Annotated in this window: 23 protein-coding genes; 6 read left to right on the forward strand and 17 right to left on the reverse strand. The window is 54.1% G+C overall.

The genetic code is table 11. From position 1 onward, the window contains the following. Positions 1-32 precede the first annotated feature (32 nt). Together ulaG and ulaR are read left to right on the forward strand one after the other, a co-directional pair. Positions 33-1,097, forward strand: coding sequence for an L-ascorbate 6-phosphate lactonase (gene ulaG / locus IM295_RS15140; protein ID WP_006810379.1), 1,065 nt, complete (start codon positions 33-35; stop codon positions 1,095-1,097). Positions 1,098-1,207: 110 nt separating this feature from the next. Next, a complete protein-coding gene (ulaR, locus tag IM295_RS15145) occupies positions 1,208-1,963 on the forward strand; it encodes an HTH-type transcriptional regulator UlaR (RefSeq protein ID WP_024907324.1) in 756 nt (251 codons plus the stop codon). On the opposite strand, the gene yjfP is transcribed toward ulaR, so the two are convergent. Then, the gene (gene yjfP, locus IM295_RS15150; protein ID WP_193066895.1) at positions 1,960-2,682 is read right to left on the reverse strand and encodes an esterase; all 723 of its coding nucleotides are present in this window, start codon (positions 2,680-2,682) and stop codon (positions 1,960-1,962) included. The genes ulaR and yjfP overlap by 4 nt on opposite strands. 137 nt (positions 2,683-2,819) lie before the next feature. Between yjfP and bsmA the strand changes: the two genes are divergently transcribed. The 3 genes from bsmA (at position 2,820) to IM295_RS15165 (ending at position 5,676) form a co-directional block, all read left to right on the forward strand. Continuing rightward, positions 2,820-3,149 carry a biofilm peroxide resistance protein BsmA gene (gene bsmA, locus IM295_RS15155; RefSeq protein WP_193066896.1) on the forward strand — a complete coding sequence of 110 codons (330 nt, stop codon included), beginning with the start codon at positions 2,820-2,822 and terminating at the stop codon, positions 3,147-3,149. A gap of 136 nt (positions 3,150-3,285) precedes the next feature. Continuing rightward, positions 3,286-3,573: a DUF1471 family protease activator YjfN gene (gene yjfN, locus IM295_RS15160; RefSeq protein WP_032644956.1), complete on the forward strand. Its 288-nt coding sequence runs from the start codon at positions 3,286-3,288 to the stop codon at positions 3,571-3,573. A gap of 171 nt (positions 3,574-3,744) precedes the next feature. Continuing rightward, entirely contained in the window at positions 3,745-5,676 is a 1,932-nt protein-coding gene (locus IM295_RS15165) for a methyl-accepting chemotaxis protein (protein WP_193066897.1), read from the forward strand. On the opposite strand, the gene IM295_RS15170 is transcribed toward IM295_RS15165, so the two are convergent. Further along, positions 5,673-7,295, reverse strand: a complete 1,623-nt coding sequence (locus tag IM295_RS15170; RefSeq protein WP_048998725.1) for an isovaleryl-CoA dehydrogenase — start codon at positions 7,293-7,295, stop codon at positions 5,673-5,675. The genes IM295_RS15165 and IM295_RS15170 overlap by 4 nt on opposite strands. 194 nt (positions 7,296-7,489) lie before the next feature. On the opposite strand from IM295_RS15170, the gene IM295_RS15175 reads away from it, so the two are divergent. After that, a complete protein-coding gene (locus IM295_RS15175; protein ID WP_193066898.1) occupies positions 7,490-8,764 on the forward strand; it encodes an MFS transporter in 1,275 nt (424 codons plus the stop codon). A 33-nt stretch (positions 8,765-8,797) separates the two neighbouring features. On the opposite strand, the gene IM295_RS15180 is transcribed toward IM295_RS15175, so the two are convergent. From IM295_RS15180 to hflX, 15 genes are all read right to left on the reverse strand, one after another. Beyond that, positions 8,798-9,961 carry a glutathionylspermidine synthase family protein gene (locus tag IM295_RS15180; RefSeq protein ID WP_069733199.1) on the reverse strand — a complete coding sequence of 388 codons (1,164 nt, stop codon included), beginning with the start codon at positions 9,959-9,961 and terminating at the stop codon, positions 8,798-8,800. A gap of 2 nt (positions 9,962-9,963) precedes the next feature. Continuing rightward, positions 9,964-10,578: a DUF1190 domain-containing protein gene (locus IM295_RS15185; RefSeq protein ID WP_072058719.1), complete on the reverse strand. Its 615-nt coding sequence runs from the start codon at positions 10,576-10,578 to the stop codon at positions 9,964-9,966. A 9-nt stretch (positions 10,579-10,587) separates the two neighbouring features. Beyond that, complete coding sequence (locus IM295_RS15190; RefSeq protein ID WP_047052621.1) at positions 10,588-10,980, reverse strand: DUF350 domain-containing protein; 393 nt, start codon at positions 10,978-10,980, stop codon at positions 10,588-10,590. 19 nt (positions 10,981-10,999) lie between these two features. Next, the gene (locus IM295_RS15195) at positions 11,000-11,653 is read right to left on the reverse strand and encodes a DUF2491 family protein (protein ID WP_193066899.1); all 654 of its coding nucleotides are present in this window, start codon (positions 11,651-11,653) and stop codon (positions 11,000-11,002) included. Next, a complete protein-coding gene (locus IM295_RS15200; RefSeq protein ID WP_193066900.1) occupies positions 11,634-12,719 on the reverse strand; it encodes a potassium channel family protein in 1,086 nt (361 codons plus the stop codon). The genes IM295_RS15195 and IM295_RS15200 overlap by 20 nt, the downstream gene beginning before the upstream one ends. Beyond that, complete coding sequence (locus tag IM295_RS15205) at positions 12,719-13,417, reverse strand: PspA/IM30 family protein (RefSeq protein ID WP_047364102.1); 699 nt, start codon at positions 13,415-13,417, stop codon at positions 12,719-12,721. The genes IM295_RS15200 and IM295_RS15205 overlap by 1 nt, the downstream gene beginning before the upstream one ends. Before the next feature lie 16 nt (positions 13,418-13,433). After that, positions 13,434-13,835 (reverse strand): YjfI family protein, encoded by a 402-nt coding sequence (locus IM295_RS15210; protein WP_069733201.1) that lies wholly within the window; start codon positions 13,833-13,835, stop codon positions 13,434-13,436. A gap of 123 nt (positions 13,836-13,958) precedes the next feature. Further along, entirely contained in the window at positions 13,959-14,690 is a 732-nt protein-coding gene (gene rlmB / locus IM295_RS15215; protein WP_047364106.1) for a 23S rRNA (guanosine(2251)-2'-O)-methyltransferase RlmB, read from the reverse strand. Positions 14,691-14,755: 65 nt separating this feature from the next. After that, entirely contained in the window at positions 14,756-17,197 is a 2,442-nt protein-coding gene (gene rnr, locus IM295_RS15220; protein WP_028015257.1) for a ribonuclease R, read from the reverse strand. 38 nt (positions 17,198-17,235) lie between these two features. Next, the gene (gene nsrR, locus IM295_RS15225; RefSeq protein ID WP_028015256.1) at positions 17,236-17,661 is read right to left on the reverse strand and encodes a nitric oxide-sensing transcriptional repressor NsrR; all 426 of its coding nucleotides are present in this window, start codon (positions 17,659-17,661) and stop codon (positions 17,236-17,238) included. Positions 17,662-17,853: 192 nt separating this feature from the next. Then, positions 17,854-19,152: an adenylosuccinate synthase gene (locus IM295_RS15230; protein WP_006178975.1), complete on the reverse strand. Its 1,299-nt coding sequence runs from the start codon at positions 19,150-19,152 to the stop codon at positions 17,854-17,856. A 104-nt stretch (positions 19,153-19,256) separates the two neighbouring features. Beyond that, positions 19,257-19,454 (reverse strand): DUF2065 domain-containing protein, encoded by a 198-nt coding sequence (locus tag IM295_RS15235; protein WP_193066901.1) that lies wholly within the window; start codon positions 19,452-19,454, stop codon positions 19,257-19,259. A gap of 71 nt (positions 19,455-19,525) precedes the next feature. Next, positions 19,526-20,530: a protease modulator HflC gene (hflC, locus tag IM295_RS15240; RefSeq protein ID WP_028015255.1), complete on the reverse strand. Its 1,005-nt coding sequence runs from the start codon at positions 20,528-20,530 to the stop codon at positions 19,526-19,528. A 2-nt stretch (positions 20,531-20,532) separates the two neighbouring features. Beyond that, positions 20,533-21,792 (reverse strand): FtsH protease activity modulator HflK, encoded by a 1,260-nt coding sequence (gene hflK / locus IM295_RS15245; RefSeq protein ID WP_028015254.1) that lies wholly within the window; start codon positions 21,790-21,792, stop codon positions 20,533-20,535. Between the two features lie 56 nt (positions 21,793-21,848). Then, complete coding sequence (gene hflX, locus IM295_RS15250; RefSeq protein WP_193066902.1) at positions 21,849-23,129, reverse strand: ribosome rescue GTPase HflX; 1,281 nt, start codon at positions 23,127-23,129, stop codon at positions 21,849-21,851. Positions 23,130-23,157 lie beyond the last annotated feature (28 nt).

Below are 23,157 nucleotides of genomic sequence, written 5' to 3' on the forward strand. Positions count from 1 at the left end.
GATTATTTTTGATTAAACCAGGAGTCAAAACGATGAGTAAAGTGAAAACCATTACCCGTGAATCATGGATTCTGAGCACCTTTCCGGAGTGGGGTAGCTGGCTGAACGAAGAGATCGAGCAGGAACAGGTTGCTCCTGGCACGTTTGCAATGTGGTGGCTGGGCTGCACCGGTATCTGGCTGAAATCTGAAGGCGGCGCCAATATCTGCGTCGATTTCTGGTGCGGCACCGGCAAACAGAGCCACGGCAACCCGCTGATGAAAAAAGGCCACCAGATGCAGCGTATGGCCGGCGTGGAAAAGCTCCAGCCGAACCTGCGCACCACGCCGTTTGTGCTTGATCCTTTTGCCATTCGCCAGATCGATGCCGTGCTTTCTACTCACGATCACAACGACCATATCGACGTGAACGTGGCGGCAGCGGTGATGCAAAACTGCGCGGACGACGTACCGTTTATCGGGCCGCAAACCTGCGTAGATCTCTGGATTGGCTGGGGCGTGCCGAAAGAGCGCTGCATCGTGATGAAGCCTGGCGACGTGGTGAAAATTAAAGACATTGAAATCCACGCGCTGGATGCCTTTGACCGTACCGCGCTGATTACCCTGCCGGCCGACCAGAAGGCTGCTGGGGTACTGCCAGACGGCATGGACGAGCGTGCGGTGAATTACCTGTTCAAGACGCCGGGCGGCTCCCTGTATCACAGCGGTGATTCCCACTACTCTAACTATTACGCGAAGCACGGCAACGAACATCAGATTGACGTGGCGCTGGGCTCGTACGGGGAAAACCCGCGCGGTATTACGGACAAAATGACCAGCGCCGATATGCTGCGCATGGCGGAAGCGCTCAACACCAAAGTTGTGATCCCGTTCCACCACGATATCTGGTCAAACTTCCAGGCCGATCCGCAAGAGATCCGCGTGCTGTGGGAGATGAAAAAAGACCGCCTGAAGTACGGCTTCAAGCCCTTTATCTGGCAGGTAGGCGGCAAGTTCACCTGGCCGCTGGACAAAGACAATCTCGAGTATCACTACCCGCGCGGCTTCGATGATTGCTTCACCATTGAGCCGGATCTCCCGTTCAAATCCTTCCTCTGATTGTGAGGCCACATCGCCAGACCCTGTGTCTGGCGATTTCATATTTATTTTAGTAATTTCACGCTATTTCAAATATCATCTTTTCAAATCAATTCTTATCGGAATAGCTCATGACGGAAGCGCAACGGCATCAAATTTTACTGGAACTCCTGGCGCAAACAGGGTTTATCACCGTCGAGAAAGTGATCGAACGTTTAGGGATCTCCCCCGCCACCGCGCGGCGAGACATCAACAAGCTGGATGAGAGCGGCAAGCTGAAAAAAGTCCGCAACGGCGCAGAAGCCATCAGCCAGCAGCGTCCACGCTGGTCGCCGATGAATATTCATCAGGCGCAGAATCACGATGAAAAAGTACGGATTGCCAGAGCGGCATCACAGCTGGTGAACCCCGGTGAGAGCGTCGTCATCAACTGCGGCTCCACGGCGTTTTTGCTGGGCCGTGAGATGTGCGGCAAGCCGGTGCAAATCATTACCAACTATTTGCCGCTGGCTAACTACCTGATCGATCAGGAACATGAAAGCGTGGTGATCATGGGCGGCCAGTACAACAAAAGCCAGTCCATCACGCTCAGCCCGCAGGACAGCGAAAACAGTCTCTACGCCGGGCACTGGATGTTTACCAGCGGCAAAGGCCTGACCGCTGACGGCCTGTATAAAACCGATATGCTGACCGCGATGGCGGAACAAAACATGCTCAACGTGGTGGGCAAGCTCGTTGTGCTGGTCGACAGCAGCAAAGTCGGTGAACGCGCAGGCATGCTGTTCAGCCGCGCAGAACAGATCGACATGGTGATCACCGGCAAAGGGGCGAACCCCGAGATCCTCCAGAAGCTGGAAGATCAAGGGGTGAAAGTCCTGCGCGTTTAAAGATGCTTGCGGAAAAACGCCACCGTGGCGTCCAGCGCCGCTGGCGTGATGCGGTGGCGGACGCCTGATTCCCACAAACAGGTCAGATTAGCGTCCAGTCCTTCATTCTTTAACGCCTGCTGCAGGCGGAAGGTTCCATCGGGCGGGACAACATCGTCCGCGTCACCATGCCATAGCAGCAGCGGGCGATCGGCCAGGCGCGGCAATGCCCGGGTCACTTCCCACTCTGCCAGCATCGGCTTAATTTCCGTTAAGTCCTGAGGGGGGAAAAGCGTCTTCGCCAGCGAGGTAAAATAGCCCGAGCCCATCAGACAGGCGACAGACCGCACGTCAGGATGATGCGTCATAATCCCCAGCGCCGTCATGCCGCCCATCGACGCCCCGGCCACCGCCAGCCGATTGTCGGCCACCAGCCCTGCCTCATAGAGCGCATCGCGCAACCCGGCAAACTCGGTCAGGCTGCCGTGCAGAATGTGCCAGAACTGCCCCAGTCGCGCCCGCTCATTGCCCGTAAAGCGCGCGCCGTGGTCAGGCGCATCCGGCATTACCACGCGAAAACCTGCCTGAGCCAGCGCCACTGCAAAATAACTGTAAACCAGTTTCGATGAGGTAAACCCATGATAAAAAACCACAACAGGCAGCGATTTATCACGTTTCCCTGCCGGCACAGCGTGTAAAATTTCATGGGCGCCGAGATGGCGTATTTCAATTTCAATCATTGTCGACCCTGTACGAATGAATGATTCATAATGTTGAGAACTGGATTACGGTTTGACACTATTTTCATTCGAAAATTACGTCCCAGATAACACTTCGGGAACATTCCCCCAAAACTAAATTCGCAGACAACTACACTATGGCTAACAGGAAACGAGATATGGTTATGCACAGGTTTGCTGCTTTATTGCTGGTGTTTCTGCTCAGCGGCTGTAGCGCACTGCAGGGTACACCGCAACCCGCTCCCCCGGTTGCCGATCATCCGCAGGAGATTCGTCGTAATCAGACGGAAGGATTACAGCGAATGGGCACCGTCTCCGCGCTCGTTCGCGGTTCGCCGGATGATGCAGAAGACGCAATAAAGGTACAAGCCGTCGCTGCCAAAGCAGATTATTACGTCATTATTATGATCGACGAAACCATCATAACGGGACAGTGGTATTCACAAGCCATTTTGTACCGGAAATAATGGTTTACCTTTGAACGACATTTACACTGCTTTGCGTCCATAGACATTTTCCTGTCCACAATAAACTCCATGCCAGCGACAAGGAATGGGAGTTTATTCGCGAAGGATTGCCCGGCGGATACCGGAAATATGTGAAATGGAGCTGACGATGAAACGAACTCTTGCTTTGACCTCTTTGTTGCTCTCTGCAGGCCTGGTGAGCACCACCGCGCAGTCAGCAGAATTCGCCAGTGCGGATTGCGTAACAGGTCTGAATGAAATAGGCCAGATCTCCGTCAATAACATTCCGGGGAGCCCGCAAGACGTTGAACGTATCGTGGCATTAAAGGCCGATGAACAGGGCGCGTCATGGTATCGCATCATCCAGATGCAGGAAGATAACCATATCGACCAGTGGCGGGTACAGGCCATTCTCTACGTATAAATCCTTCCTGATAAAAGCCACTTATTTTTAGTGGCTTTTCGTTTTTGCAAATTTTTTATCTAATTTAAAACCACTCTAAAACAATAAAATAACATTTTGTTACATTAATTCAGTAAACGTAATCTCCGCTCTGCCGTTGAAGAACCATACCTTTTCAATGATGAGCAATTTATGATCAATGTTTTCCGCCGTGCGGGCCTTGGAACAAAGCTGTCGCTGCTGACGGGCGTCAGTGTCGCCACGCTGTTTCTGCTTTTCACTTTCCTGCTCAGCCAAAAAGCCAGCCAGCAGCTTGAAGCCCTCGCGGTAGAAGATCTGCATAATCAGTCCACCGGTATGGTCGACATGGTGCAGATGTTTAATACCAGCCTGAGCGAAGAAGTCGAAAGCTACACCAGACTGTTTACGACATTTCTGCCTCAGCCGTTTAGCGTCGATACTCAGCAGACCCGGTCCATAAACGGGCTCGCCGTTCCCCTGCTGAAAGGGGGCGACGCTGAACTCCATGAAAATACAACGTTTTCTGATGATTTTCTGAGCCGTACGGGAGCGATCTCAACGCTGTTTGTTCGCAGCGGTAACGACTTCATTCGCGTTGCCACCTCCCTGCGCAAAGAGAATGGCGATCGCGCTATGGGGACGGTTCTGGACACGAGCAGCCCGGCGTTTGCCTCCGTCACGAAAGGCGAGGTGTACCGCGGCCTGGCGCTCCTGTTTGGCAAGCGCTACATAACCCAGTACCAGCCCGTGAAGAACAGTGAAGGTCAGGTTATCGGGATCATCTTCGTTGGGGTGGATATCACTCACTCCTGGAATGTCATGCGCGAGAAAATCCTCAACCGCCGCCTGGGCGAGAGCGGGCACTTCTTCGTGCTGGACCGCAGCAACGGCAAAACGCGCGGTCAGTATCTGTTCCACGCCAGCGAAGAGGGAAAACAGCCGAAGTGGGATAGCGCCACCCAACAGCAGCTGTTGAGCGATTCCTCAGGCTCGCTGGAACGCGTAAGCGACGACGGTCGCACGCTGAAAATGGCCTATACGCCGCTGCCCGGCTGGAACTGGACCATCGTCGGTGAAGTGGATAAATCAGTCCTGCTCTCAAGCGTTAACGCTATGCGCGACCGTTTCCTGCTGGCCGGCGTAGCGTTGTCTGTCCTCTTCGCGGGCCTGTTTGTGGTGCTTATTCGCCGGATGCTGACCCGTCCGCTGCGTAACGTGATTGACCTTGCCCGCCAGTATGCCGCGGGCGATTTACGCTCCAGCCTGCCCGTGACCCGCCAGGATGAGGTTGGCCAGCTGGTTGAAGCCATTAACGGTATCGGCGATGGGCTACAAAAAATTGTCCTGCAGGTCCGCGAGGCCGCGGGCGAGATCCATCTGGGCACCAATGCGCTGGCCTCCGATACCGGAGACATCTCCGAGCAGATCAACAAGCAGGCCAGCAGCGTTGAAGAGACCTCCGCCAGCATGGAGCAACTGGCCGCGACCGTGCAGCAAAATGCCGCCAACATGGAGCAAACGCAGCAGCTGGTAGGTGAAACCTCGCGCGCGGTTCATCAGGGTGGTGAAACGGTGACCCATGCGGTTGCCACCATGGACGACATTCGCGAAGCGTCAAAACGTATCGAGGACATCACCCGCGTGATCGAGTCCATCGCGTTCCAGACTAATATTCTGGCGCTGAATGCGGCGGTAGAAGCGGCACGCGCAGGCGAGCATGGAAAAGGTTTTGCCGTGGTCGCGCAGGAAGTTCGCGCCCTGGCAGGTCGAAGCGCCAACGCGGTGAAGGAGATTGAACATCTGATTGGCGATACCCTGCGAAAAGTGGGCGAAGGCCACGCGCTGTCTGAACAGACGCGTCTGGCGATGGATTCCATCATCGTTCATATCGACAACATAAGCCAGCTGGTCACGGAGATTAACCACGCGTCACGCGAGCAGTCCGCGGGGATCGGCCAGGTCAATCTTGCCATGACCCACATTGGCGAAGCGTCGCATATCAATGCCGATCGCATCTCACGCAGCGAGCAAACCGCACGCACGCTGCGCGAGAAAGGGTCACACCTTACCCAACTGGTCAGCCTGTTCCAGCTTAAACGCTAGCCAACCCTGCCCGTGGCGCGCAGCAGCAGATCGCTTTGCACCTGCTCATTCATGAGCGTACCGCCACGGGTATCCAGCATCATGCGGCACCACGCCTGCGCCACGGGCGGCGATGCGTGCCGCAGCATCTGGCTGCCGGCCCCCAGCAAAAAGAGCTGCTGAGCGATCTCCCTCCCCTGCGCCTCCTGCGGTTTACGCAGCTTTTGCTGAAGCTGCCGCCAGCTGCGGTCAAAGTGTCTGTCCTGCCCTTTGACCTGGGCAAACTCGTCGGCAAGCAGGTCGTGGATACCTGGCTGCTTCGCCAGCACGCGCAGCACGTCCAGGCACATGATATTGCCCGATCCTTCCCAGATGCTGTTCACCGGCATCTCGCGATACAGGCGTGGAAGTTCATTCTCCTCGCAGTACCCGACGCCGCCGAGTGCCTCCATCGCCTCCGCCACGAACGGAATGCCCGCTTTGCACACGCTGAATTTTGCGGCTGGGGTAAAAAGCCGCGCCCAGGCGGCCTCCTGCGGGTCGGTGCGGTTATCCCACGCCCGGGCCAGACGGAACAACAGCGCCGTATGCCCCTCCAGCACCAGCGCCATACGGCTCAGCACTTCACGCATTAGCGGCTGATCGATAAGATTTTTGCCGAAGGTCTGACGCTGATGGGCGTGGTACAGCGCCACGGAAAGCGCCCGGCGCATTAGCCCGTGGCTGCCCAGCGCACAGTCGAAGCGCGTCAGCCCGCCCATCTTCAGGATTTGCCGCACGCCTTCTCCCTCTTCACCCAGCAGCCAGCCGGAGGCATCGAGGAACTCCGCCTCGCTGCTGGCGTTCGAGCGGTTGCCGAGCTTATCTTTCAGACGTTCCAGCCGGACGGCGTTGCGCTGTCCGTCGGGTAAGAAACGCGGGACAAAGAAGCAGGACAAACCGCCTTTCGCCTGCGCCAGCACCAGATGCGCATCGCTCTGCGGCACGGAGAAAAACCACTTGTGGCCCACCAGTCGGTAGCTGCCGTCGCTGCATTTTTCCGCTCTGGTGGTGTTGCTGAGCACGTCCGAGCCGCCCTGCTTTTCCGTCATTCCCATGCCGATCAGCAGGCCGCGCTTTTGCCCACCCGGCGCGAGATGGGGATCGTAACGGTCGCTCATCAGCGGCGTTAACCATTCATGAAACGGTTTGGGCAGCGACTGCTGCAACAGCGGCGTGGCGGCGAAGGTCATGGTCACCGGGCATAACGTCCCCGCTTCTACCTGAGCATGGAGCACGAAGCGCGCGGCCCTGGCGACGAAAGACCCTTTTCGTGCCTCTTCCTCCCATGCCAGATTATGTACCCGGTTAGCGCAGAGCCCCTGCATCAGCAGGTGCCATGCCGGATGAAAGCGGACGTCATCCAGCCGCTCTCCCGTGGGGTCGTAGCGTAATAGCTCCGGCGGATTCACGTTCGCCAGCCTGCCCAGCTCCAGCGACTCCGCCGTGCCTAACTGTTGTCCAATGCTGGCAAGAAGATCCATATCCCACTCGGCACCCTCGCGCGCAACCGCGTCGCGCAGGGCGCAGTCAGAGAGGAAAAGGTTGCTGTTAGAGAGTGGGGCTGGTTGATTAAAAACGGTATGGGTCTGCCAGTGCATGCTGTCTCCCTCCTTCAGTGGCAATGAAGGTAAGTATGGACAGACCGTATGAACGCTGCATGGGAGTGAGGTCACACGATGGCGATCCCGCTGATATCATTCGTGAAATAGCTCACAGAACATAAGAATAAACTATTTCATTACTTCGCTTATGTTGAATAATTTATTCTTAACCCGTCTTTGTGAGGATCGTTATGCAACAGGATGCGCACAAGCGAGCATTAATTGCAGGCTCCATTGGTAACTTTATCGAATGGTATGAGTTTGCGGTCTACGGTTTTCTGGCGACCGTGATTGCGAAGCACTTCTTCCAGCTTGAGGGAGAGGCGGGACTGACCAGTCTGATCCTCACCTGGGCCTCGTTTGCCATTGCCTTCTTCTTCCGTCCGCTGGGTGCGGTGGTATTTGGCCGCATTGGTGACAGGATAGGCCGAAAACCGACGCTGATTATTGTGCTGGTGCTAATGACGCTCGCCACCACGGCCATCGGCATCGTGCCCGTCTACGCCAGCATTGGCATTGCTGCGCCGCTGATCGTTACGCTGCTGCGCATCCTGCAGGGCCTGTTCGCGGGCGGCGAGTACGGCGGTGCGGTCTCACTGATGACGGAGTTCGCCCCGCGCGGCAAGCGCGGTCTGTACGGCGCGTGGCAGTCCTTTACCGTGGCGCTCGGGCTGTTAGCGGGCGCAGGTATTGTCGCGCTGCTCTCTGCCCTCCTCACGCCTGAAGCCCTGCACGACTGGGGCTGGCGCATTCCTTTCTTCCTTGCCCTGCCGATGGGCGCGGTCGCGCTATGGCTGCGGGTGAGCATGGAAGAGACGCCGAGCTTTGTGCAGCAGAAGGAAAAAGCGGTCATTGCTCAGGCCAGTACTTCCGCCACGCTCAAAACCATCCTGATGGGCATTGGCCGCGTGATGGTCTGGTCCGCGGCGGGGTATACCTACCTCGTGATCATGCCGACCTATCTGCAGTCTGCGCTGCACACTGGGTTTAATCAGGCGCTGCTGATAGCGGTGATTTCTAACATTGGGTTTGCGCTCACCATCATTCCGTCGGGAATGCTGAGCGACAGGATCGGGCGGCGAAAGGTGATGATTATCGCCACCGTGCTCCTGCTGATCCTTGCCCTGCCGCTGCTGAAAATTTTGCAGGCGGAATCCAGTACGCTGGCGGTGAAAGCGATAGTGGTATTGATTGCGGGCGGTCTGGTGGGGATGCTGGCGGGGCCGGGCCCGGCGATGCTGTCTGAGATGTTCCCGACGCGCGTGCGCTATACCGGGCTGGGGCTGGCCTATTCGTTATCGAACGCGATTTTTTCGGGCTGTGCGGGGTTAATCATCACCGGGCTGATTAAGCAGACGGGCAACCTGGACATTCCGGCCTATTACGTGATGGCAACGGCGGTGGTGAGTATTTTCGCGCTGATGACGCTCAGGAAGGATGACCATTTACGGTCGTTAGAGGAGTGAACTTCAGAGCTGGGGTTTTCACCCCAGCTAAAATTAACCCGCTATGTAGTGGGGAATAAAACGCGAGGTGTCTTTCGTTATCAACGATCCGTCTTCACGAATACCGATTCCGGCAGGTTCATCATCGACCACCCAACTTCCTATCAATGTATAGCTGTTGCCAAAACGCGGTAATGCCTGGAAGCCCTGATAAATCATAGGTTCGTTTGCATAATCACCAGCTTCACTCTCAACAATATTGCGCTGCGCGTCAAAAATAGTCACATTTCCTCCTTCTCGTGAAAAAAGGGGCTTACGGACTAACGGAACGCCATTTGGAATCGACGTTAATTCATCTTCAAACCACGCAGGAAGAAGGTTGGGATGCCCTTCAAAAAAGCGCCACAAAAGGGGTAAAATACCCTTATTGCTGATGACGCTTTTCCAGAGTGGTTCCAGCCATTGCTCTCTTCTGGCACACAGCAGCGGACCATTTTCATCACGCATCATCCATTCCAGAGGGTAGAGCTTAAACGCACGCCGGATAACATTATCGTCAATGTCCGTTAAAAAACCGCCAGTGCCCAGGCCAATATCGTCCATATAGATAAAGCGGGTGTTCAGTCCGGCCTGGACGGCGCAATCTTCCAGATAGAGAAGCGTGCCGCGATCCTCCTCACTCTCTTTGCAGCAGCAGAAGTAGAGTGGAATGTCGGTGGCTAGTTCTGCAAATCGAGCGACAAGCTTATCCTGAATGGAATTAAACTGATCGGCGTCTCGAGGAATGATCCCAGCGCGACGTGCGTCCTCCATCCATTGCCACTGAAAATAGGCTGATTCATATAGGGACGTCGGTGTGTCGGCATTGTATTCCAGCAGTTTGACACTACCTTCATTAGTCCATACGAAGTCCATACGGCCATACAGTGAAGGATCCTGGCTCTGCCAGCTTTCCGCAATGGCATCCCAGTAAAGCGGCGGAATGGCAAGTTGCGTCATCAATTCTTCACTTTTTACCGCACGATCCACCACATCCAGACACATTTGATGCAGTTCAGCCGTGGGTTTTTCAATTCTTTCTTCAATCTGCTGTAACGTAAAGCGGTAGGCACGGCTCTCATCCCAGTAAATTTCATCGTCGATAATATGAAAATGAAAACCATGGTCGCGGGCAATTTTGTCCAGCCCCGAACGAATAGGAACGTCATGACGTAACATAATTACCCTCCCCAGCTTCCACGGGCACTGGATGAGCGCCCATATCCACCCCGAGAGATTGTTGATACGCGCTTTGTTGTATAGCCCATTTGACTGCCGGCCTGCTTACCGGAGTGCCAGACATAGGATGAAGAATTTCGCCACACGGGACGGGAAGAGTAAAATGAACCTCCACTTGTATACCTGTACCCTTCATCAGCGTCTTCTCTGACTTTTTTATTAAGTAAAAATCCTGACAGAACCGGTATCCAGCTATTTTCGATATTGTCGTAATAGCAGTTCTCGAATTGACGTATGCAGTCTTCCCTTGACATATTTTTCGGCATATCTGCTTCAAATTTAGCTTTCGCATTGTTCCATGCATCGCTGCAAACCTGAGCGCTATTGCCATCGTCAACGCACGCCTGCGGCGATGCGTAAAACACGCCATCACCGTCATTATCATCAGCCGAACTATCGCACCCCTTCAGGGCGATAAATGCTGCACCGCCCATAATTGCCAGCGTCAAATACTTCCCGCTTTTGCGCTTTGAGGGTGAAGAGCGGAACGCTGCATCTTGGCTTCCTGATGCAGATCGAATCGGACTAGACTTCCGTGTTTTTTTCTTTTTAGCCATGTTCATTTATTACCATGTCATGCAGGCAGCATTTAAGATCCCGCCAGCCAGTGCTGCCATCCCCATAAATAAACCTGCGGCGTAGTGGCGGTTAACGATTTTTTCACTAATGTTCGGCATATAAATGCGTACGCAGCCATACACCAGTAATTGTACGACTAGCGCAACGCATCCCCATATCAGGTAATCCGGCATGCTAACCGAGTTTACGGCAGCGCTGGACAGAGGAATCACATACCCCAATAGCGTGCCACTGAATGCTGCCGCCGCCGCCAGGTTATTTTCTTTAATCAGTTTCCATTCATCATGTGACGTTATTCTTGAGTAGATGAATAAGAATATGACGGTCATCGCCAGACCGGTTAAGAAGTAAGAAAGAAAAGCAAATAATGAACCCAGCATGGTTTACATCCCCAGAAAGTTATCCAACAATGTTTAGCGAAGTGAGTGGAATATCCACACCTACGGCATACGAAAAGATCCACTCTGGCTCGCTATTATCACAAAATATCTCTTCGCCAGTTAGCAAAAGGTACTCATACAGATCGGCAGTCGCCTCCCTCTGATATGCCATCATGAAATTATGCACATCCCATTTTTCGTTCTGGTTATTTTCAACGTGTTCCAGCAGGTAAACCGGCTCAACGTTCCCCTCCTCATTCTCGTTAAATATTCTTGTCCAGTCTCGTTCATTCCATTGCAGACTGGGTCTGCCAATTAAAGCTGCACCAATCTCTTTTTGCCATTGTTTCTCCGAAGTAATACCAAAGCTATCCTGATAAATAAAAAGCTTAATATCATCAATACTTTCCCTTTCCATACCACCAGTAGTATTTATCTGCAAAAACTCATCACCAGACGTGTAATAACGATAAATACGACAACCCGCGCCAGCTTCAATCACGCTGCTAGCTGCAATGGTATATTCCTCTTCTGGTAGTTGAGTCAAAAAACGGGCGGACAGTCGAAATGTCAGCGTATCAAGTGTAAACGCCGCACGTTGATGTAATCCCAATGGGCCACGCATTACTGGCTGAGGTGTTTTATTAAATAAATTAAAAAATAAGTTCCGCATGACTTTTCCCTATGTTCTGCCAGCACACCTCATTCGACGAAATGCGACTATTGCCGATTAAATGCAACCACATCCCTCCTCTAACCTCTGTGGAGATCTCAGGGTTAAGCTCCATACCACGACCATTTTTACAGTGGCTAATCCCCAGCACCGTCGCATCATGTTGCAGTTTCATGTAATGCATTAACGCACCATAAGGTATACAGGAAACCGATGTGGGTACCATCAGCGTGTAACCCGTATCACCCAGCATCGGGTTCATGATTGACGCTACGGATTGAGAAGAGCCAGGATCCTGGATCGAACGGGAAAGCTGTTCGGCTGAAAGATTGCGAACAATCTCTATTGTCGGGCAATGGGTCTCCAGTAAGCCTGCGTAGCGTTCATCCTCAAGATAAGCAACGATATGGCAATGCGCTGGCGCATCGTTTACCAGTGAGAGTGTGGCCGTAAAGGTTTGTTCATCGGTGCTGGAAAAAATGACTACACATGAACAATTTACTAACCCCATCCGTTTTTGCTCTTTCGGATCGCTGTAATTACTTACTTTGAGAAAATCGACATATAAATTATCGGATAAAGGATGCGCTATATCCTGCTGCTCACACAACACTACGCGACTAAATACCCGCTGCTCATCATAAAGCAGCAATGAGATCATTTTCTCTGTCTGATGACCGCGCCAGCCAATCACCAAAACATGGTTATGTAGTGAACTAAAATTGCCCATTCCTGCTATTCCTTTAGCTAATAATCCCTGTACTAACGCGATGATTTTGCCCATCAATGCGCCGAAAAGCCCAACGCCGATAGGGATTTGCCAAAAAGCTGTGAACAACTCCCCTGCTTCGCTCTGAGGACTCAAATCCCCAAAGCCAATCGTCGCCCCAACCACTGAGCTGTAATAAACAAAATCACTTATCCGGCCAACGAGGGTCGTCTCTCCCAACCAATGAAAGACAATAAAGCAAAGCAAATAATGCCCGGCAAACAAGCACAGCAGCGCTGTCCAGGTAAGCCGGAATAAATGTTGCCTGCAAACATTCACGACCCAGGAGAGAAACATTACAGAGCCTGCGTAAGTTTTAACCGTTCAAGAACCGCCTGTGCGGAGCTTGTTCCTGTGGTACCCACGCCTGCCTGCGCGAGTTTCTCTTCAAGCTCACGTCCATCCGCCACTTTTTCCAGTTGCGCTACCGCATCCAGTTTGGCCTGACGTTCAGCCTGACGCGTCTGAAGTCTTTTTAAAGACTCTGCGGCCGTCGTTACGTTCGATGTTGCTCCGACCGTTGACGTCGTCACGGCCTGTTGCGCCCGCTGCATGGCTTCCGTGGCTTTAACAACCTCCAGCTGCTGTTCAAACTGATTAATACGTTGTGAAGTAATAGCTACGGCTTTTTCAATATTATTTCTTGAGGTTTCAAGAGAGTCCAAAACCTGTGCTTCACGAGTAATGGTATTCTCAAGTCGGGCGATTTCTTCTGCAACCTCGTTTAGCAGCGCAGCATCAATATTCTTGCTCATTCCTTCTATCGCTCGTGACTCAAGATATTGCTTCCGCTCCCGCAACTCGGAAAGCTTGTCATTACTGAGCTTCACCCGGGCAAGCAGATCAACCCGGGATTTGCCTGCTTTATCAAGCTCAGCTTTTGCATCCCGGATGTGCTGCTCCAGCATCCGAACGCCCTGCGCTTCTTCTATCGCTTCATCGGCCTGATTGAGTAGTGATTTACCCAGTGTAAAAAGATTCTTCAAGATGCCCATACCTTTCCCTTACCTGTTAATTTATAAATTCTTGTGTAAGCTCAGCCAAATCCAGCGCATTCTCCGCAAGGGTTGTAATTTCCAGAATGATATCCTCAAGAGAAGAACTTACGGATAAGGCACCAAAAGCGACATAATATTCATCATGCTGAATTTGCGAAATTCCAACAGAAGATAAGGGAAGCATTTTTTGATTACGTAATAAGAAGAGGTTGAAGTCAGCCTGGCGCTTAATGTCATTAACAGGACATATATAGGTTTCAATGATAATTTGCTGGGATGTAATAAAAATACTTAATGGCAAATCGCCATATTCATTCATTTTTATAATAAGTACATCATTGTTATTTTTTAAATCAATATAAATATCGCGCCGGCGTGACAATTCATCGGCAAGCGATGAGAGAGACCATCTCATAATTTCATCCATGTGTTAGTTTTAAAGATATTTATAAAAGCCGAAATCACTTCGGTCGTTATATTACCAGCCAGGGCATAAAAAAAGCCACCCGAATTGGGTGGCTTTTTTACAGATTAATAATCAGCTACGCTGGCGCACCGCTTCAAACAGGCAGATACCCGTTGCAACGGAAACGTTCAGAGACGACACGCTGCCCGCCATCGGGATGCTGATCAGCTCGTCGCAGTGCTCGCGCGTCAGACGACGCATGCCTTCACCTTCCGCCCCCATCACCAGCGCCAGACGGCCGGTCATTTTGCTCTGATACAGAGTATGATCCGCTTCGCCCGCGGTACCGACGATCCAGATATTCTCTTCCTGCAGCAGACGCATGGTGCGCGCAAGGTTGGTCACGCGGATCAGCGGAACGTTTTCCGCCGCGCCGCAGGCTACTTTCTTCGCCGTCGCGTTCAGTTGGGCAGAGCGATCTTTCGGTACGATCACCGCGTGCACGCCCGCCGCATCCGCGCTGCGCAGGCACGCGCCGAGGTTATGTGGGTCGGTGACGCCATCCAGAATCAGGAAAAACGGGTTTTCCAGCTCAGCGATCAGATCCGGCAGATCGTTTTCCTGATACTGACGACCTGGCTTCACGCGGGCAATAATGCCCTGGTGCACCGCGCCTTCGCTTTTCTCATCCAGGAACTGGCGGTTCGCCAGCTGGATCACCACGCCCTGCGCTTCCAGCGCGTGGATCAGCGGCATCAGACGTTTATCTTCACGACCTTTCAGAATAAACACTTCCTGAAAACGCTCCGGTGCGCGCTCAAGAAGGGCCTGCACCGCGTGGATGCCGTAAATCATTTCACTCATTGATGGTTCTCGTAATAAATATTTCCCCTCTCCCGGTTGGGGAGAGGGTCAGGGTGAGGGGAGAATTACTCCGCCTGCTTTTTCTTGGCTGCGCGCTTCGCTTTTGTCGCGGCAGCGATTTTCTGCGTTTTCGCGGAAGGCTTTTTCGCTGAGCGAGCCTCTTTCTTCGCCGCCTTTGGCTTCTGTTTCTTCTCGCCGCGGAACGCGCTGTCCGGCTCGAAGTTTACCTTTTTGCCCGCCTGGCGACGTTTACCGCTCGCTTTGCCGTTTCCGCCTTTTTTCGCCCTTTCACGCTCGGTTTTACCGACGTTACGCGGCGCGCGCTCGCTGGAGATCAGGCTGAAGTCGATTTTACGGTCGTCCATATTCACGGCTTCGACCTTCACTTCCACGCGATCGCCCAGACGGTAGGTCTGGCCGCCTGATTCGCCAATCAGACGCTGGCCGACCTGGTCGAAGCGGTAGTAGTCGTTATCCAGGCTGGAGACGTGCACCAGACCGTCGATAAACAGCTCATCCAGACGAACGAAGAAACCAAAGCCGGTCACGCTGGCAATCACGCCCTTAAAGACGTTGCCCACCTGATCCAGCATAAAGTCACACTTCAGCCAGTCCGCCACGTCGCGCGTCGCTTCATCCGCACGGCGCTCGGTCATGGAACAGTGCTGACCCAGTTGCAGCACTTCGTCCATGGAGTAGTGATACCCACCGGTTTCAGTCGTGTTGCCTTTATGGCCCTGCTCGTGTGCCAGCAGATACTTGATCGCGCGGTGCAGTGACAGATCCGGATAGCGACGGATCGGCGAGGTAAAGTGCGCGTAAGACTGCAGCGCCAGGCCGAAGTGCCCTCGGTTTTCCGGATCGTAAATCGCCTGCTTCATGGAGCGCAGCAGCATCGTCTGCAGCATTTCTGCGTCAGGACGGTCGCTAATGGATTCCAGCAGTTCGGCGTAATCGCGTGGCTCAGGCTTATTACCGCCAGGCAGCTCCAGGCCGAGCTCAGCCAGCACGGAGCGGAACGACGTAATGGCTTCCGTGGTCGGCTTATCGTGAATACGGAACAGCGCAGGTTCTTTGGCTTTCTCAACGAAGCGTGCCGCCGAGATATTCGCCAGAATCATACACTCCTCGATCAGCTTGTGCGCATCGTTACGCTGGGTCTGTTCGATACGCTCAATGCGGCGCTCGGCGTTGAAGATAAACTTCGCTTCTTCGCTCTCAAAGGAGATCCCGCCGCGCTCTTCGCGCGCCTGCTCCAGCGTTTTGTAGAGGTTATGCAGCTCTTCAATGTGTTTAACCAGCGGCGCGTACTGCTCGCGAAGGTCCTGGTCGCCCTGCAGCATATGCCAGACCTTGGTATAGGTCAGACGCGCGTGCGAGCTCATTACCGCTTCGTAGAATTTGTAGCCCGTTAAGCGCCCTTTGGTGGAGATAGTCATCTCACATACCATACAGAGACGGTCAACCTGCGGGTTCAGGGAGCACAGGCCGTTGGAGAGCACTTCCGGCAGCATCGGTACAACCTGAGACGGGAAGTAGACCGAGGTACCGCGGCTGCGCGCTTCGTTATCCAGCGGCGTATGCGGACGAACGTAGTAGCTTACGTCAGCGATAGCCACCCACAGACGCCAACCGCCGCCGCGTTTTTTCTCGCAGTAGACCGCGTCATCGAAGTCGCGAGCGTCTTCACCGTCGATCGTGACCAGCGGCAGGGAGCGGAGATCCACACGGCCCGCTTTGGACTCTTCCGGTACTTCTTCGCGCAGGTTTTCGATCTGCTCTTCGACCGCTTTCGGCCAGACGTACGGAATTTCATGGGTACGCAGCGCCATATCGACGGCCATGCCGGTGCCCATGTTATCGCCCAGCACTTCGACGATTTTACCGACCGCTTTGGTGCGACGGGTCGGACGCTGGGTGAGTTCCACCACCACCACAAAGCCCATGCGCGCGCCCATCACCTCTTCAGGTGGGATCAGAATATCGAAGCTCAGACGGCTGTCGTCAGGCACCACGAAGCCTACGCCCGCATCGGTAAAGTAGCGGCCCACAATCTGGCTGGTTTTTGGCACCAGCACGCGAACCACGCGTGCTTCGCGGCGGCCTTTACGGTCTGCACCCAGCGGCTGCGCCAGGATCTGGTCGCCGTGGATGCACATTTTCATCTGTTCGGATGAGAGGTAAAGGTCGTCCTTACGGCCTTCCACGCGCAGGAAGCCAAAGCCATCGCGGTGACCAATGACGGTCCCTTTCAGCAGATCGAGGCGTTCCGGCAGCGCGTAGCACTGGCGGCGGGTAAAGACCAGTTGCCCGTCACGCTCCATCGCGCGCAGGCGGCGGCGAAGGGCTTCAATTTGCTCTTCACCTTCAATATTTAATTCAACGGCAAGTTCTTCACGATTGGCGGGTTTTTCGCGTTTTGTTAAGTGTTCAATGATGAACTCGCGGCTGGGGATAGGATTCGCGTATTTTTCGGCTTCGCGTTCCTGGAAAGGATCTTGTGACATGTCGGTTCCTCCGTTGTCAGCTCCGGTGGAAATTTTCTTCATTCCACCAGCAATAATTTATAAAGCGGTTGATTCTCTTCAACCAAATCGGCCAGCGTGTAGTTATCCAGTTCCTTGAGAAAACTTTGCACGGCCTTAGAAAGCGCCTGTTTCAGGCGGCAAGCGGGCGTAATGTGGCAGAACGCGCTGCTGCAGTTCACCAGAGACAAGGGCTCCAGCTCGCGTACCACATCCCCGATACGAATACTCTGTGCCGGTTTACCAAGACGGATCCCTCCATTCTTCCCGCGGACGGCAGCAACGTATCCGGCACGGCTAAGTTGATTGATTATTTTGACCATATGATTACGGGATACACCGTATACCTCTGTCACTTCAGAGATACTGGTCATCTTCCCTTCGGGTAACGACGCCATGTAAATCAGCGCGCGTAAGCCGTAATCGGTGAAACTTGTTAACTGCACATCAACCTCAGGAAAAAGGGAAAACGCGGTTAAACCGCAGAGATATTCATTAATGATGATAAACCAGCCAGATAGTTAGCGGCTAATTTATTTGACAGACGGGGCGAAAAAGCGGAGATCCAGGAGCGGTCGCCGGTTGGCGCTACGCTTATCCGGCCTACGGGTCTCCCCGCAGGCCAGCAGTCACGAAGATTATGCGTCGAACGGGTCGCGCAGGATCATCGTTTCAGTACGATCCGGGCCGGTAGAAATAATATCGATCGGCACTTCGGTCAGTTCTTCAATGCGCTTGATGTAATCCAGCGCCGCCTGCGGCAGGCCGCTACGCTCTTTCACACCGAAAGTGGTCTCAGACCAGCCCGGCATAGTTTCGTAGATTGGCTCAATGCCTTCCCAGTCGTCAGCAGCCAGCGGCGTGGTGGTCACTTCGCGGCCATCTGGCATACGGTAGCCTACGCAGATTTTCACTTCTTTCAGGCCGTCCAGCACGTCCAGCTTGGTCAGGCAGAAGCCAGACAGGGAGTTGATCTGCACTGCGCGACGCACGGCAACCGCATCCAGCCAGCCGGTACGACGACGACGACCGGTGGTCGCGCCAAACTCGTTACCCTGCTTGCACAGGAACTCGCCGGTTTCATCAAACAGTTCGGTCGGGAATGGACCCGCACCTACGCGAGTAGAGTACGCTTTGATGATGCCCAGAACGTAATCCACATAACGTGGACCCAGGCCGGAGCCGGTCGCCACGCCACCCGCGGTGGTGTTAGAAGAAGTAACGTACGGATAGGTACCGTGGTCGATGTCCAGCAGCGTACCCTGCGCACCTTCGAACATGACGAAATCGCCACGCTTGCGCGCCTGGTCCAGCAGATCGGACACATCAACAACCATACCGGTCAGAATGTCTGCAATCGCCATGACGTCATCCAGCACTTTCTGGTAGTCAACAGCGTCAGCTTTGTAGAAGTTCACCAGCTGGAAGTTGTGATATTCCATCACTTCTTTCAGCTTTTCAGCGAAGGTCGCTTTGTCGAAGAGGTCACCGACGCGCAGACCGCGACGTGCAACTTTATCTTCGTAAGCCGGGCCGATACCACGACCGGTGGTGCCGATCGCTTTCGCGCCACGCGCTTTTTCACGCGCCACGTCCAGCGCCACGTGATAGTCCAGGATCAGCGGGCAGGCTTCGGAGAGCAGCAGACGCTCACGAACAGGGATACCACGGTCTTCCAGACCTTTCATCTCTTTCATCAGCGCAGCAGGAGACAGCACAACGCCGTTACCGATGATGCTGGTGACGTTTTCGCGAAGAATGCCTGATGGAATAAGATGGAGGACGGTTTTTTCACCGTTGATTACGAGAGTATGGCCTGCGTTGTGACCGCCCTGGTAGCGTACAACATATTTAGCCCGTTCAGTCAGAAGATCGACAATCTTCCCTTTACCTTCGTCACCCCATTGGGTGCCCAGTACGACGACGTTGTTACCCATTTTTTTCAAAATCACCGTTTGCTTAAAAATGGATTCTACCATCGCTTTTTCAGATATACAGCACTTTTTGACCTTAAAATACGCCAATTGCGGCTAGTTTTTGATCAGCCAATCGTTTTCCTCAACATGTAGTAGATAACGATACCAGCAACCACAAGACCACCGCCGAAACGACGCAAAATAATATCCGGTAGCTGGCTCATGGTCGCGATCATACGACGCCATGCGCGCGGATAGAGCATCGGGCCGAGACCTTCCAGCACCAGAACCAGAGCCAGCGCGAGCCAGATCGTTGAATTCATTTTTCATCCTTATAAAAGAAAACCACCGCTCCGTTGGGAGCGGTGGTTTGAATACTCAAACGAGCCTGAGTTTATCGCGTTGCGTTGGTCGGCGTCTTCATATAACGGAAGAAATCGCTGTCCGGGCTGAGCACCATCACATCCTGGTTGCTCTTAAAGCTATTCTCGTAAGCGCGCAGGCTACGGATAAAGGCGTAGAAGTCTGGATCCTGGCTGAATGCATCGGCAAACAGCTTCGCCGCTTCCGCATCGCCTTCACCGCGCAGGATACGGCCCTGACGCTCTGATTCCGCCAGCGTCTTGGTCACTTCATAGTCCGCTGCTGCACGCAGTTTTTCAGCCTCTTCCTGACCCTGTGAACGGTGACGACGGGCTACCGCTTCACGCTCGGCGCGCATACGGTTGTAGATCGCCTCGGACACTTCCGCTGGCAGGTTGATCTGCTTGATACGCACGTCAACCACTTCGATACCCAGCGCCGCCATACTGTTCGGGTTGATCACCGGCACTTTACCGTTGGTTTCAGCCTGAACGCGTTCGGCCGCTTTAGCAATCGCGTCATCCGCTGCTGGCGTTGCCACTTCGTCTTCGGTGCCCGCTGTACCGGAGTTCAGCGCATCGCGCACTTCCAGGGTCAGACGACCGCGGGAGTCGGTCACGATGTCTTTCACATCAAGACGACCAATTTCAGAACGCAGACGGTCAGAGAACTTACGTTTCAGCAGCACTTCTGCCTGAGAAACGTCACCGCCGCCCGTTGCCAGGAAGTAGCGGCTAAAATCGCTGATACGCCATTTGATGTAAGAATCAACGATCAGGTCTTTCTTCTCTTTAGTCACGAAACGGTCAGCCTGGTTATCCATGGTCTGGATACGCGCATCGAGCGTTTTCACAGACTGAATGAACGGCACCTTGAAGTGCAGGCCCGGCTCGTAAATCACCGGACGTTTGTCGCCATCACGCACGACGCTGCTGAACTGGAATTTGATCCCACGCTCGCCCTCTTTCACCACAAAGATCGAGGTATACAGCACGACCAGTACGATGACGATGATCGCAATAACTGACTTACGCATCCTTATTCCCCCTGACGCTGGTAGTCGTTACGCTGCGCGTTAGCACGGCGTTGGTCCATAATGTCACCATCGTTCGAAGAAGGCGTTGTGTTCGCGCTGGAGCTGCCTGATGAGGCTGGCGGCAGACGCAGCAGGTTGTTCGCTCCGCTGGTGTCTTTCGCTGCCGGTGCAGAACCGCCTTTCAGCATCTGATCCAGCGGCAGAACCATCAGGTTTCCGCCTTTGCTGTCGTTAACCAGCACTTTGCGGGTGTGGCTCAGCACTTTTTCCATAGTCTCGATATACAGACGCTCGCGGGTAATTTCCGGGGCGGCTTTGTATTCCGGCAGGATGCGCGCGAAGCGAGCCACTTCACCCTGAGCTTCCAGGATGGTCTGGGTCTTATACGCTCGCGCCTCTTCCAGAATACGCTGCGCCTGACCGTTAGCACGCGGCTGAACTTCGTTGGTGTACGCTTCTGCTTCGCGGATGTACTGCTGTTCGTTTTCACGGGCAGCAATCGCATCGTCAAACGCGGCCTTCACCTCTTCCGGCGGACGTGCAGCCTGGAAGTTGACGTCCAGCAGGGTGATACCCATGTTGTACGGACGAATCGTCTCTTCCAGCTCGCGCTGGGTATCGCTACGAATAACGGTACGACCTTCGGTCAGGATGCGGTCCATGGTGTATTTGCCGATCACACCACGCAGGGCGCTGTCGGTCGCCTGACGCAGGCTGTCATCGGCGCTGGTCACGCTAAACAGATAACGCTCAGGATCCGTCACGCGGTACTGCACGTTCATCTCAACGCGCACCACGTTTTCGTCCGAGGTCAGCATCACGCCAGAAGCGGCCAGTTCACGGACGGATTCCACGTTTACCGCAGTCACGTCGTCAATGAAGGTCGGTTTCCAGTTCAGGCCCGGCTCAACCAGGTGGCTGAACTTACCGAAACGGGTGACCACGCCGCGTTCTGCTTCTTTAATGGTGTAGAACCCGCTGGCAGCCCAGACGATCACCAGCCCGGCAGCAACGATGCCCACCAGGCGGCCACCTAATTGCGGGCGCGGTCCCTGGCTGGAACTGCCACCCGAGCCAGAACCTTTTCCTCCGCCAAGGCCACCAAGCTTTTTGCTCAGCTTGCGGAAGATATCATCCAGATCCGGCGGCCCCTGCTCGCGACCACCTTTGTTGCCATTTCCCCCAGAGTTGCCGCCTTGATTATTGCTGCTTCCCCACGGGTCGCGGTCTTGTCCGTTATTACCGGGCTGATTCCACGCCATGTATATGCTCCATATTTGTTATGCAAGGGCGAATTTTTCAGGCTTCCCCTTTCTGATCAGACGATATAGTCCGCCAGCGCAGGTTCTTGTTTACAGAGGCGACGCCAGTCAACGATCGGCATACGCACCTGCATCCCCACGCTGCCGTCATCCTCCATCCACTCTTTTTCTATCGCCTGAAGCTGATAAAACCGACTGCGCAGCCTGCCTTCCTGTGGCGGCAGTCGCAGCGTGTGCTGAGCTACCTCACCGGAAAGACGTTCTGTCAAAGCCTGGAAAAGCAGTGGCACACCGATTCCGGCCTGAGCAGAAAGCCAGACCCGAATCGGTTTGTTCTCTTCATCACGGTCGATACGCGGTTCGAAATCCTCCAGCATATCGATCTTATTCATCACCAACAGGGTGGGAATTTCGTGGGCGTCAATTTCTTCCAGCACCACGTTCACCGCGTCGATGTTCTCCTGCACGCGTACGTCAGCCGCATCAATCACGTGCAGCAGCAGAGTCGCCTGACGCGTCTCCTGCAACGTCGCCTTAAACGCCGCCACCAGATCGTGCGGCAGATGGCGGATAAACCCTACGGTATCCGCCAGCACTGTTTCACCCACGTCTGCAACGTCAATGCGGCGCAGCGTCGGGTCCAGGGTCGCAAACAGCTGGTCTGCGGCATACACCTGGGCCTCGGTTATCTGGTTAAACAGGGTGGATTTACCGGCGTTGGTATAGCCCACCAGCGACACCGTGGGGATGTCGGCTTTGGTTCGCGCCCGACGCCCCTGTTCACGCTGTTTCTCGACACGTTCCAGACGTGAGAGGATCTGGGTAATACGGCCACGCAGCAAACGGCGGTCGGTTTCGAGCTGGGTTTCACCCGGACCGCGCAAACCAATCCCGCCTTTTTGTCTTTCAAGGTGGGTCCAGCCACGCACCAGACGCGTCGCCAGATGGCGCAACTGCGCCAGCTCAACCTGCAGTTTCCCCTCGTGGGTACGGGCACGCTGAGCAAAAATATCTAAAATCAATCCCGTGCGATCGATAACACGGCACTGGCAGAGAGCTTCCAGGTTGCGCTCCTGGGCTGGAGACAGCGCATGATCAAACAACACGACTGACGCGCCGGTTGCTTTTACGGCATCCGCAATTTCTACTGCTTTACCTTCACCAACAAAATACTTTGGGTGCGGCGCTTTACGGCTACCGGTAATCACCTGCATTGCTTCGACACCGGCGGAAGAGACCAGAGATTCAAACTCCTGGAGGTCTTCCATATCTTTGTCTTGCGAAAAATAGATGTGTACCAGCACCGCCTGCTCACCGGCATCATAACGGTCAAACAAGCGTAAACCTCTCTAAAAAGATCAGCGG

This window comes from Enterobacter cloacae complex sp. P14RS (assembly GCF_014895895.1).
GTDB classification, from domain to species: domain Bacteria; phylum Pseudomonadota; class Gammaproteobacteria; order Enterobacterales; family Enterobacteriaceae; genus Enterobacter; species Enterobacter bugandensis.

What these genes read in the sequence shown, in the direction of transcription:
- IM295_RS15205 (WP_047364102.1), bottom strand. Translation starts at nt 13,417, where the DNA reads ATGGGCATCTTGAAGAATCTTTTTACACTGGGTAAATCACTACTCAAT.
- IM295_RS15200 (WP_193066900.1), bottom strand. Translation starts at nt 12,719, where the DNA reads ATGTTTCTCTCCTGGGTCGTGAATGTTTGCAGGCAACATTTATTCCGG.
- yjfN (WP_032644956.1), top strand. Translation starts at nt 3,286, where the DNA reads ATGGAGCTGACGATGAAACGAACTCTTGCTTTGACCTCTTTGTTGCTC.
- IM295_RS15180 (WP_069733199.1), bottom strand. Translation starts at nt 9,961, where the DNA reads ATGTTACGTCATGACGTTCCTATTCGTTCGGGGCTGGACAAAATTGCC.
- IM295_RS15195 (WP_193066899.1), bottom strand. Translation starts at nt 11,653, where the DNA reads ATGCGGAACTTATTTTTTAATTTATTTAATAAAACACCTCAGCCAGTA.
- hflC (WP_028015255.1), bottom strand. Translation starts at nt 20,530, where the DNA reads ATGCGTAAGTCAGTTATTGCGATCATCGTCATCGTACTGGTCGTGCTG.
- IM295_RS15190 (WP_047052621.1), bottom strand. Translation starts at nt 10,980, where the DNA reads ATGCTGGGTTCATTATTTGCTTTTCTTTCTTACTTCTTAACCGGTCTG.
- rnr (WP_028015257.1), bottom strand. Translation starts at nt 17,197, where the DNA reads ATGTCACAAGATCCTTTCCAGGAACGCGAAGCCGAAAAATACGCGAAT.
- IM295_RS15175 (WP_193066898.1), top strand. Translation starts at nt 7,490, where the DNA reads ATGCAACAGGATGCGCACAAGCGAGCATTAATTGCAGGCTCCATTGGT.
- ulaG (WP_006810379.1), top strand. Translation starts at nt 33, where the DNA reads ATGAGTAAAGTGAAAACCATTACCCGTGAATCATGGATTCTGAGCACC.
- hflK (WP_028015254.1), bottom strand. Translation starts at nt 21,792, where the DNA reads ATGGCGTGGAATCAGCCCGGTAATAACGGACAAGACCGCGACCCGTGG.
- IM295_RS15165 (WP_193066897.1), top strand. Translation starts at nt 3,745, where the DNA reads ATGATCAATGTTTTCCGCCGTGCGGGCCTTGGAACAAAGCTGTCGCTG.
- IM295_RS15210 (WP_069733201.1), bottom strand. Translation starts at nt 13,835, where the DNA reads ATGAGATGGTCTCTCTCATCGCTTGCCGATGAATTGTCACGCCGGCGC.
- IM295_RS15230 (WP_006178975.1), bottom strand. Translation starts at nt 19,152, where the DNA reads ATGGGTAACAACGTCGTCGTACTGGGCACCCAATGGGGTGACGAAGGT.
- bsmA (WP_193066896.1), top strand. Translation starts at nt 2,820, where the DNA reads ATGGCTAACAGGAAACGAGATATGGTTATGCACAGGTTTGCTGCTTTA.
- yjfP (WP_193066895.1), bottom strand. Translation starts at nt 2,682, where the DNA reads ATGATTGAAATTGAAATACGCCATCTCGGCGCCCATGAAATTTTACAC.
- rlmB (WP_047364106.1), bottom strand. Translation starts at nt 14,690, where the DNA reads ATGAGTGAAATGATTTACGGCATCCACGCGGTGCAGGCCCTTCTTGAG.
- IM295_RS15170 (WP_048998725.1), bottom strand. Translation starts at nt 7,295, where the DNA reads ATGCACTGGCAGACCCATACCGTTTTTAATCAACCAGCCCCACTCTCT.
- ulaR (WP_024907324.1), top strand. Translation starts at nt 1,208, where the DNA reads ATGACGGAAGCGCAACGGCATCAAATTTTACTGGAACTCCTGGCGCAA.
- IM295_RS15185 (WP_072058719.1), bottom strand. Translation starts at nt 10,578, where the DNA reads ATGGCTAAAAAGAAAAAAACACGGAAGTCTAGTCCGATTCGATCTGCA.
- IM295_RS15235 (WP_193066901.1), bottom strand. Translation starts at nt 19,454, where the DNA reads ATGAATTCAACGATCTGGCTCGCGCTGGCTCTGGTTCTGGTGCTGGAA.